The 9,778-nt window shown below is 67.3% G+C and carries 9 protein-coding genes; 5 read left to right on the top strand and 4 right to left on the bottom strand.

Annotation, left to right across the window (positions count from 1 at the left end):
* Positions 1 to 172 precede the first annotated feature (172 nt).
* Positions 173 to 1,135, bottom strand: coding sequence for an SPFH domain-containing protein (locus AB7O82_RS26750; RefSeq protein WP_428551126.1), 963 nt, complete (start codon positions 1,133 to 1,135; stop codon positions 173 to 175).
* Between the two features lie 254 nt (positions 1,136 to 1,389).
* On the bottom strand, positions 1,390 to 2,076 hold the full coding sequence (locus tag AB7O82_RS26745) for a glutamine amidotransferase-related protein (RefSeq protein WP_428551128.1): 687 nt from the start codon (positions 2,074 to 2,076) through the stop codon (positions 1,390 to 1,392).
* Between the two features lie 131 nt (positions 2,077 to 2,207).
* On the opposite strand from AB7O82_RS26745, the gene AB7O82_RS26740 reads away from it, so the two are divergent.
* The 3 genes from AB7O82_RS26740 to AB7O82_RS26730 all read left to right on the top strand — a co-directional run bounded on the left by AB7O82_RS26740 (position 2,208) and on the right by AB7O82_RS26730 (position 4,783).
* Positions 2,208 to 2,813, top strand: coding sequence for a 2-hydroxychromene-2-carboxylate isomerase (locus AB7O82_RS26740; RefSeq protein ID WP_428551130.1), 606 nt, complete (start codon positions 2,208 to 2,210; stop codon positions 2,811 to 2,813).
* Positions 2,810 to 4,111, top strand: coding sequence for an aspartate aminotransferase family protein (locus tag AB7O82_RS26735; protein WP_428551133.1), 1,302 nt, complete (start codon positions 2,810 to 2,812; stop codon positions 4,109 to 4,111). The genes AB7O82_RS26740 and AB7O82_RS26735 overlap by 4 nt, the downstream gene beginning before the upstream one ends.
* Before the next feature lie 114 nt (positions 4,112 to 4,225).
* Positions 4,226 to 4,783, top strand: coding sequence for a hypothetical protein (locus AB7O82_RS26730; RefSeq protein WP_428551135.1), 558 nt, complete (start codon positions 4,226 to 4,228; stop codon positions 4,781 to 4,783).
* A gap of 567 nt (positions 4,784 to 5,350) precedes the next feature.
* On the opposite strand, the gene AB7O82_RS26725 is transcribed toward AB7O82_RS26730, so the two are convergent.
* Positions 5,351 to 7,051: an N-acyl-D-amino-acid deacylase family protein gene (locus AB7O82_RS26725; RefSeq protein ID WP_428555186.1), complete on the bottom strand. Its 1,701-nt coding sequence runs from the start codon at positions 7,049 to 7,051 to the stop codon at positions 5,351 to 5,353.
* 70 nt (positions 7,052 to 7,121) lie between these two features.
* Between AB7O82_RS26725 and AB7O82_RS26720 the strand changes: the two genes are divergently transcribed.
* Both AB7O82_RS26720 and AB7O82_RS26715 read left to right on the top strand, forming a co-directional pair.
* On the top strand, positions 7,122 to 8,021 hold the full coding sequence (locus AB7O82_RS26720; RefSeq protein ID WP_428555189.1) for an alpha/beta fold hydrolase: 900 nt from the start codon (positions 7,122 to 7,124) through the stop codon (positions 8,019 to 8,021).
* Positions 8,018 to 8,632, top strand: coding sequence for an NAD(P)-dependent oxidoreductase (locus AB7O82_RS26715; RefSeq protein WP_428555192.1), 615 nt, complete (start codon positions 8,018 to 8,020; stop codon positions 8,630 to 8,632). The genes AB7O82_RS26720 and AB7O82_RS26715 overlap by 4 nt, the downstream gene beginning before the upstream one ends.
* A gap of 61 nt (positions 8,633 to 8,693) precedes the next feature.
* On the opposite strand, the gene AB7O82_RS26710 is transcribed toward AB7O82_RS26715, so the two are convergent.
* Positions 8,694 to 9,778 (bottom strand): M20 family metallopeptidase (locus AB7O82_RS26710; RefSeq protein WP_428555195.1); only part of this gene is annotated, 1,085 nt, incomplete at its 5' end.

The following is a 9,778-nucleotide window of genomic DNA, read 5'->3' as shown; positions in this document are numbered from 1 at the left end:
AGCTGGAACTCGAGCGACAGGTCGGCCAGCACCAGCACCGCCAGCCCGGACGCAAACGCCCCGATCGCCAGGAACATGAAGACGACGCCGGGCAGCACCATCTCGAGCACGAGCAGCACGGCGGCGATTGCCCACCAGTGCCAGAAGATCACCTTGAAGCTCATAGTGCTCCTCAACCCGAGGTGGGAACCGAGCCGCGCGGCCGGGCCATGTCGCCCGCGGCACGCGCCTGGGCCTCCTTGGCGAGCTCGCCGATGCCGGCGATCGAGGCCATCACTCCCGCCGCCTCGACCGGCAGGAAGAACACCTTGGAATTGTTGCTGGCGCCCATCCGCGACAGCGCCTCGACGTACTTGGTGCCCAGGAAGTAGTTGGTCGCCTGCACGCCGTTGCCGGCGATCGCCTCGGCGACCACCGAGGTCGCCTTGGCCTCGGCCTCGGCGAGGCGCTCGCGCGCCTCGGCATCGCGGAACGCCGCCTCGCGCCGGCCCTCGGCCGTGAGGATGGCCGACTGCTTCTCGCCCTCGGCGCGCTGGATGCTCGATTCGCGCACCCCTTCGGCTTCCAGGATGGTGGCGCGCTTCTCGCGCTCGGCCTTCATCTGGCGGCCCATCGCCACCACAAGGTCGTCGGGTGGCGCAATGTCCTTGAGCTCGATGCGCAGCACCTTGACGCCCCACGGACCGGTCGCCTGGTCGATCACCGCGAGCAGCGTGTTGTTGATCTCGTTGCGCTTGGACAGGACCTCGTCGAGCGCCATGTTGCCCATGACGCTGCGGATGTTGGTCAGCGCCAGATTGGTGATCGCGAGATGGAGGTTCTGCACCTCGTAGGCCGCCCGTGCCGCATCGACCACCTGATAGAAGGCGACGGCGTCGACCTGGACCGTGGCGTTGTCCTTGGTGATGACCTTCTGCCCGGGGATGTCGAGGACGTTTTCCTGCATGTTCATCTTGCGGCCGACCGTATCGATGAACGGCACGATCAGATGCAGGCCGGGCGGCAGGGTTCGCGTGTAGCGGCCGAACCGCTCGATGGTCCAGTTGCTGCCTTGGGTCACCGTCTTGACGCCGGCGAAGACCAGCACCAGCGCGACCACGACCAAGGCCAGCACGAAGATCAGAGCACCCGACATCAATGCATCTCCCCCGGATTGGAACTCCCGTAGAGCCTAGCGCAATGCCCGATGTTAGACCACGCTGTGGATGACCTCCTCCTCAGCGGAGCTGGGAGGTCATTGCTGGGAGCGCGCCATTCCGATGACGCTCATGGGATGTGTCATCAACGAGAAGAGCGCCATCGGAGTGGCGCGCTCCCAGCAATGAAACGACCCCTCCGCCCCGTTAGACGGGGCACCTTCCGAGCGAAGCTCGGGGGAAGATGAAACGCTCAGTTGAGCCGCGTGTCGGTTGCCAGCCAGCGGTCGAGGAAGCCGTCGATCCAGCGATCGAGCGGCGGGTCGTAGAGCGGGTGCATGGAGAGGTGCACGCCACGCTGCTGGGCTCCCGGCCGGCGCATGCTCTCGCCGGGCTCGCTCGTCCATTGGTCCTTCATCTCCAGGGTAACCTCGGGATGAAACTGGAATCCGAAGGCATTCGGCCCGCAGCGGAAGCCCTGGACTGGGTAAGTCTCATTGGTCGCCAGCAGCTCGCAGCACGCCGGGATCGACATGCCCTCGCGATGCCACTGGTAGACCTTCATCGGGCGTCTGATCCACTCCCGGCCGGCCTCGGTCGGCACGATCTCGGCATAGCCGACCTCGACCTTGCCTTCGGGATGCGGCGTGACGCAGCCGCCAGCGGCCCGCGTCAGCAGCTGAGCGCCGAGGCACAGGCCGAGATACGGCACTCCGGCCTCGACCACCTTGGGGATCCACTCCAGCTCGCACTTGATGCCGGCCAGGCTGCCGCAATCGTTGGCCGACATCGGGCCGCCGAAGATCACCACGCCGGCGTAGCCCGACATGTCCTCGGGCAATTCGCAGCCGAGATTGGGGCAGAGGCGGTGGAGGGTGTAGCCGCGTTTCTCGAGGAGGGTGCCGACCCGCCCGGGCCGGGAGTGCTCCTGGTGCACCACGATCGCTATCCGATTGGGGGCTATCCTATTCGGAGCAATCTTCTTGGGCTTTTCAGCCGGTACCGTCATGGATTTGCAAGATACGGGCGGGCTGTGGCATCGACAAGGCGAACCGAGATCGGAGAGACGAAATGGCGCGGCAACTCGACTTCTACTTCGACTGCTCCAGCCCGTGGACGTACCTGGCCTTCCACGCCGTCCAGCCACTGGCCGCCGAGCTCGGCGCCGACATCGCCTGGAAGCCGATCCTGGTCGGCGGCGTGTTCAACACGGTGAACCGTACCGTCTACGACAGCCGCGCCAACCCCAATCCGCTGAAGCAGGCCTACATGCTGAAGGATCTCGCCGCGTGGGCGAATCTTTACGGCCTTCGCATTGTCTTCCCGCCGGAGGTGTTCCCGGTGAACAGCGTCAAGTGCATGCGCGGCGCCTTCGTGGCGCTCGATGAAGGCAAGCTCGTGCCCTATGCCACCGCCGCGTTCGAGGCCTACTGGGGCGACAATCGTGACATCGCGCGCGAGGAGGTGCTGGCCGACATCGCAAGCCGCGCCGGCCTCGAACGGCCGCGCTTCTTCGCCGCCATCGAGACCGACGCGTGCAGGGCCCGGCTGCGCGCCAACACCGACGAGCTGATGGCGCGTGGCGGCTTCGGCAGCCCGACCATGTTCGTCGGCCCGGCGATGTTCTTCGGCAACGACCGCCTGCCGCTGGTGCGCGCCGCGCTGGAGGCGGCATGAGCGCCAACGACGATCCGGCCTTCTGGGCCAAGGCGAACGCGCATCTCGTGCGATACGGCGGCGCCTTCTCGCCGGTGATCGCCGAGCGCGCCCGCGGCAACTTCTTCATCGACGCCGACGGCCGCAGCATCCTCGACTTCACCTCGGGCCAGATGAGCGCCATCCTGGGCCACAGCCATCCCGAGATCGTCGAGGTGGCGCGGCACTGGATCGGCGAGCTCGACCATCTCTATTCGACCATCCTGTCGCGCCCCGTGGTCGACCTGGCGGCGCTGATCGCCGGGATCTCGCCGGGCAAGCTCGACCGGGTGCTGCTGGTGTCGACGGGCGGCGAGTCGAACGAGGCGGCATTGCGCATGGCCAAGCTGGTGACGGGCGGCCACGAGATCGTGGCCATGAGCCGATCGTGGCACGGTGTCACCGGCGGCGCCTCGTCGGCCACCTATTCGTCCAGCCGCAAAGGCTACGGGCCCGCTCTCCCCGGCGCTCTCGTTCTGCCGGCACCCGACACCTATCGCTCGCGCTTCATCGACGCGCGCGGCGTCTACGACTGGCGATCCGAGCTCGATTTCGGCTTCGAGCTGGTAGACCGACAATCGACCGGCGCGCCGGCGGCCTGCATCGTCGAGCCGATCCTGAGCTCGGGCGGCGTCCTCGAGCCGCCGGAGGGCTACATCGCCGCGCTGGCCGACAAGTGCCGCGAGCGCGGCCTGCAGCTGGTGTTCGACGAGGCGCAGACCGGGCTCGGCCGCACCGGCCATCTGTTCGCCTGCGAGCGCGACGGCGTGGTACCGGACTATCTCACCTTGTCCAAGACCCTGGGCGCAGGCCTGCCACTGGCCGCGATGCTGACCACCGCGGAGATCGAGGACGTCGCTGCGGAACGCGGCTTCCTCTTCTACACCACGCATGCCTCCGATCCGCTGCCAGCCGCCGTTGGCCTCAAGGTCATCGAGATCATCCTGCGCGAACGCCTGGCCGAGCGCGCCCGCCTCCTCGGCGATCGGCTCAAGGCCGGGCTCCATGCCCTGCAACAGCGCTACGATTGCATCGGCGACATCCGTGGCCGCGGACTGCTGCTCGGACTCGACCTCGTCGAGGATCGCCGCAGCAGGACGCCTGCTCCCGAGCTTGCCCGCCGCGTCGCCCGCGAGTGTCTCGAGCTCGGCATGATGACCAGCGTCGTGCGGGGAGGCTTCGGCATCTTCCGCATCGCGCCACCGATCACCATCGGCCCGGCGGAAATCGACCTTGGCCTCGAGATATTCGACCGGGCGCTCGCGCGGGCGACACGCTGACACATCCGACTTTTCCGCCTGCCGAAGGGCCCCCGCACGGGATTTCGATTTGAAACAGGTCTTCATCTGTTGTACCGGCTTGCGGTCTCCGGCCACGCGTTGGGAGTGCTATTGATGATCAGAACGATTTCGCGGGCGGCAGTCGCGGTTGTGGGTGTGATGGCCGTGAGTGCCTGTACGCTGGGCAAGGCTTCGACCTCCGCGCCCGCCAGCAGGCCACCGGCCGCCGACTACCAGATGGCAAGCGCCGCGCCGCCGCCGGCGGGCAGCACCCGCAGCATCTGCTACAATACCCAGGACATCGCGATCTTTCGCGCGCGGATGGTGCAGATGGAGCTGAACGTGGCCACCCTGCAGTGCCAGAACCCCAGCGGCGCGCGTGCCTACGAGACGCTGTATGGCAACTTCCTCGCCAAGTTCCGGAGCGACCTCGCCGCCAACGGCCGTGCCATCCAGGACCTCGCCCGCCGCAAACGTTCGAATGTCGACGTGGTAGTGACCGAGTTTGCCAATCGCACCGCGCAGCGCGCGCCCACCGACAAGGAGTTCTGCGCGCGCGCCAAGCGGGCGTTCGACTGGGCCTTGTCGCAGCAGGTCACGACGCTCACACAGGTGCCGCCGCCGTACGACCTCGGCCCCGACATGAACGTGCACCCCTGCGCCGCGCCCTGATTCTGCCTTCTTTCCGGCTCTGGCGAGGGGTGTCGCCGTCTTGCGGCGACCTGCCTCCACCGAAGCGAAGCTGCGTCGCGCAGGCAGGCGCAGTGGTCTTCGCTGGGAGCGCGCCACTCCGATGGCGCTCTTCTTGGTGATTACACATCCCATGAGCGCCATCGGAGTGACGCGCTCCCAGCGAATGACGCCGTCTTCCATCAACGCTGGCGCCTATGAGTTGCGAGCTCCCAGCACGTGACCTCTCCGCCCCGCATGACGGGGCGCATCTCCCGGGCATCTCCCCATAGTCGTCAAAATACAAATGGACCTCACCCCGAGGAGCGGCCCGGAGGGCCGCGTCTCGATTCGGGCGAAGCAACCTTCGCCCTTTGGTCGGCCACAGTGAAGTGAGAGCGCCGCGACACGACTCTTGTCGACGATCTTCTACGTGGCCCATGCTTCGAGACGCGCCCTGCGGGCGCTCCTCAGGACGAGGACTTTGTCGGGCTTTCGACCGATTTAGCGCTTATGGGGCATCCTCCCTCTGTGGCGCTGTCGACAGCGCCACAGAGGGAGTATCGATGATCATGACCCGCCGTGGCGCAGCAGCTGGCCGGAGAAGGAATTGGTCGGCCGGTCGTTGCGGATGGTGACCTCGCCGTTGACCAGCACGTACCTGTAGCCCTCGGCGCGCTGGATGCGGCGCCATTCGCCGCCCGGCAGATCGTGCGCAATCTCGCCGGGCAGCACGCGTAGCGCATCGAGATCGTAGACCACGATGTCGGCCGGAGCGCCAGCCTTGAGCACGCCGCGGCCGCGGAAGCCCGCGACCTCGGCGGGCAGCGCCGACAGCCGCCAATGCACATCCTCGAGGCTCAGCATCTTGTGCTCGCGCACGACCTTGCACAGGGTCTCGGTCGGATAGCGGCCGGCCGTCAGGAACTTGGTGTGGGCGCCGCCGTCCGACACGCCGAACAGCACGTAGGGATCGTCGACCAGCTCCTTCAGGTAGTCTATCCGGCCGTTGGGCGGCGCGGCGAAGAACTCGGTCTCGAGATTCTCCTCGACCGCCATGTCGAGCATGACGTCGACCGGATGCTTGCCCATCTTCTCGCCGGCATGCGCCAGCGTGTAGTCGAGCCACTTCCTGTTCTTGTCGAGCCTGGGCCCGACGATGGCGATCTGGGCCAGCGGACCGGTCGCTGTGATCGGCAAGTTGTCGCGCAGGGCGGTACGGCGTGCCGGATCGGCGAGCTTGGCCAGACGTTCCTCGCGCGTGCCCGTCGTGGCATCGCACCACGGCTGGGAATCGTCGAACAGGTTCCAGTCCTCGAAGGTGAAGGTGAAGCCTGCGTCGGTGGTGAGCCCCTGGCCAACGACGCGAATGCCCCGCTCCCGACAGCTGCGCAGCCAGTCGAGCACGCGGCGATGGATATGTGGCTTGTGATCGAAGGCCTGCACCACGTTCATGATGACGGGCCGCCCGCTCAGCATCGCCACCTCCTCGTAGAACGCCTGGTCGCGTACATTGTCGCCCGAGACCAGCAGCATCTGCACGAAGCCCGCGTTTCGCTCGGCCAGCACGCGGGCGAGCTCGCGGCAGGTCTCGTCGTGCATCACGTCGGTCGGCATCGCCGAGCCGTCATGGTCGCGCTGCACGGCGGCCGGCCCCGTCGGCAGCATGCGCTGGGCCGACCATCCGCAGGCGCCGGCATCCATGGCCTGGTGCAGCAGGCGCCTGATCTCGGCGTGCTGCTCGGGCGTCGGCAGCTTGCCCGCCTTGGCCGCCTCGAAGCCCATCACCCAGATCAAGAGCGGCGAGATCGGCATGTAAGGCAGGATGTTCACCGCCTTGGGCGTCCGCTCGACGCTGTCGAGGAACTCGGGGAACGTCACCCAATCCCAGGGCATGCCGGCCCGCATGGACGCCATCGGGATCGCCTCGACCCGGGTCATGGTGAGCATGGCGCGGTCGCGCTCGACCGGCCGCACCGGTGCGAAGCCGAAGCCGCAATTGCCGATCACCACCGAGGTGATGCCATGCCAGCTCGACAGGGTGCAGTAGGGATCCCAGAACAACTGCGCGTCGTAGTGGGTATGCAGGTCGATAAACCCCGGCGCCACGACCAGGCCGCCGGCATCGATCGTTTCGTCGGCCTCGCCGGCGCCGATCTGGCCGATGCAGGCGATGCGGCCGTCCTTAATGCCGATGTCGCCACGGAAGCGCGGCATCCGGCTGCCGTCGACGATCATGCCACCACGAATCACGCGATCGAACCGGGCCATGTTTCCTCCGTTTGCGCGAAGCGTGGGCGCCACCCGCGACTCTGTCAACGCATCGCGCTAAGCTCGCATCATGAAATCGAAACGCGTGCGCACCGACGTCCTCGAGATCGCCTATGAGGAGCACGGGCCGGCGGACGGGCCGGCCGTGATCCTGCTGCACGGCTTTCCGTACGACGTTCGTGCCTTCGACGAGGTGGCGCCGCCGCTCGCCGAGGCCGGCAACCGCGTGCTGGTGCCCTATCTGCGCGGCTACGGGCCGACCCGGTTCCTCTCTGCCGACACGCCACGCTCGGGAGAACAGGCCGCTCTGGGCCATGACCTGCTGCAGCTGATGGACGCGCTTGGCATCCGGCGCGCCGCGCTCGCCGGCTACGACTGGGGCGGCCGCGCGGCCTGCATCGTCGCGGCCCTGTGGCCCGAGCGCGTGCGCTGCCTGGCGAGCTGCACCGGCTACAACATCCAGAACATCGCTGCGTCGGTGGAGCCGGTCTCGGCCGCCCAGGAGCACCGCTTCTGGTACCAGTATTACTTCCATACCGAGCGCGGCCGCGCCGGACTCACCAAGAACCGGCGCGACATCTGCCGGCTCCTGTGGCAGCTGTGGTCGCCGGAATGGCGGTTCGACGACGCGACCTTCGAGAGAAGCGCCGCCTCGTTCGACAATTCCGACTTCGTCGACGTGGTGATCCAGTCCTATCGCCACCGTTATGGCTACGCGCCGGGCGATACCGCCCTGCTCGGCATCGAAGCACGGCTCGCCGAACAACCGAGGATCAGCGTTCCGACGATCAACCTGCATGGCGGCCACGACGGCGTCGGGCCGGCGCCGGCGAGCGATCGGCAGGCCGCCTTCTTCAGCGGCCCCTACGAGCGGCGCCTGCTGCCGGGCATCGGTCACAACGTGCCGCAGGAGGCGCCAGGTGCGACAGTCGACGCCCTGCAAGACCTCATGAAAGGAGCTGCTCCATGACCAGCATCGTGCTGATTGGTGCCAGCGGCAATATCGGCAGCCGCATCCTCGACGAGGCACTCGCGCGCAAGCATCCCGTGACGGCGCTGACGCGCGACCCGCGCAAACTCGCACCGCGCCCCGGCATGACCGTCCGCGCCGCCAGCACGACTGACGCGCCGGCCTTGACGCAAATCCTGAAGGGCCACGATGTCGCGGTCGTCTCGGTGAAGTGGAACGAGAACGACGTGCGACGCGTCATCGACACGATCCGCCAGTCCGGCGTCAAGCGAGCCCTGTTCGTGGTCGGCGCCGGCAGCCTGCTGCGCAGCGACGGTCGGCGGCACTACGACCACATGGCCGAGAGAGGCGTGCAGCCGCCGACCTCGCTGCCGGCGCTGCAGGCCTACGAGGAGATCCGCAAGATCGACGACTACGACTGGACGGCGATCTCGCCGCCCGCCTCGATCGGCCCCGGCAAGCGCACCGGCAAGTTCCGCCTCGCCCTCGACACCCTGATCGAGGACGCCAAGGGCGAGAGCCGCATCAGCCGCGAGGACTTCGCCGTCGCCATCGTCGACGAGATCGAGAAGCCCAGGCACCTCCGCAAGCGGTTCACGGCGGGGTATTAGCGGCCCGCGCCTCTCCCTTCATTCTCCTCCCCAGCGAAGCTGGGGAGGAGAAGAACTATGCCTACTCCAGCGTCTCCAGCAATCGCGTGCAGAGGTAGGTCCGCGGCTGCAGCGAGGAGAAGTAGATCTGCTCGTTGGCGGCATGCGCGCCCTTGCCGTCGGCGCCGAGGCCGTCGAGCGTCGGGATGCCGAGCGCGGCGGTGAAGTTGCCGTCGCTGCCGCCGCCGGTCAGGGGAACGTCCAGGAGCTCCTTGCCAATCTCGCGGTAAATCGCCTGCGCCTTGGTGAACAGATCGGTGATGCCGGCGTCCTTCTGGTAGGGTGGCCGGTTCATGCCGCCTTCGACCCGTACCTCGACGTCGGCGCCAATCGGCTCGAGGTTGAGGAAACGGTGCGTCATCTCCTCGGCGCTGCGCGGATCGGGGACACGCAGATCGATCTCGGCGGTGCACTCGGCCGAGACGACATTGACGCCGCTGCCGCCGTTGACCAGGCCGACATTGACGGTGATGCCGCGCGCGTAATCGGTCCAGCTCTCGATGCGCAGGATCTGGCGCGCCATTTCGAGAATGGCGCTGCGGCCGTCCTCGTGGCGCACGCCGGCATGGGAGGCGCGGCCCTTCACCGTGATGACGAACCGGCCGACCCCCTTGCGCGACGTCACGACCCGGTCGCCGTCGCGGCCCGGCTCCATGACCAGCGCATACTTGTGCCCCCGGGCTACCGCCTCGATACGGGTGCGCGAGGTCGGGCTGCCGACCTCCTCCTCGGGGATGAACAGGAAGGTCACCGGAAGCTTCGGGCGCTTGCCCTGGCGGATCAGGTGGCGCAGCGCGTAGTAGGCGATGTAGCCGCCGGCCTTCATGTCGTAGATGCCCGGGCCGAACACGCTGTCGCCTTCCTGGCGGACCTTGAGCTCCTTCTCGATGCTGCCGATCGGATGGACCGTGTCGAGATGGGCGAGCACCAGGATGCCCCTGCCCTCGCCCCACGGCGTCCTGGCCTCGAGAATGTCGCCGAATCCGTCACGCCCGGGGATACGCTCGAGCCTGAGCCCGAGGTCACGGAACTGACCCTCCACCTTGTCGACCATGACGTTGACCGCCTTGCCGTCGTGGCTCGGGCTTTCGATGCTGATCCATTCGA

The sequence above is a fragment of the Reyranella sp. genome, from assembly GCF_050185545.1.
Taxonomy (GTDB): Bacteria; Pseudomonadota; Alphaproteobacteria; order Reyranellales; family Reyranellaceae; genus Reyranella.
This window is presented reverse-complemented; position numbering and strand designations above follow the sequence as displayed.

What these genes read in the sequence shown, in the direction of transcription:
- AB7O82_RS26750 (WP_428551126.1), bottom strand. Translation starts at nt 1,135, where the DNA reads ATGTCGGGTGCTCTGATCTTCGTGCTGGCCTTGGTCGTGGTCGCGCTG.
- AB7O82_RS26735 (WP_428551133.1), top strand. Translation starts at nt 2,810, where the DNA reads ATGAGCGCCAACGACGATCCGGCCTTCTGGGCCAAGGCGAACGCGCAT.
- AB7O82_RS26740 (WP_428551130.1), top strand. Translation starts at nt 2,208, where the DNA reads ATGGCGCGGCAACTCGACTTCTACTTCGACTGCTCCAGCCCGTGGACG.
- AB7O82_RS26730 (WP_428551135.1), top strand. Translation starts at nt 4,226, where the DNA reads ATGATCAGAACGATTTCGCGGGCGGCAGTCGCGGTTGTGGGTGTGATG.
- AB7O82_RS26715 (WP_428555192.1), top strand. Translation starts at nt 8,018, where the DNA reads ATGACCAGCATCGTGCTGATTGGTGCCAGCGGCAATATCGGCAGCCGC.
- AB7O82_RS26720 (WP_428555189.1), top strand. Translation starts at nt 7,122, where the DNA reads ATGAAATCGAAACGCGTGCGCACCGACGTCCTCGAGATCGCCTATGAG.
- AB7O82_RS26725 (WP_428555186.1), bottom strand. Translation starts at nt 7,051, where the DNA reads ATGGCCCGGTTCGATCGCGTGATTCGTGGTGGCATGATCGTCGACGGC.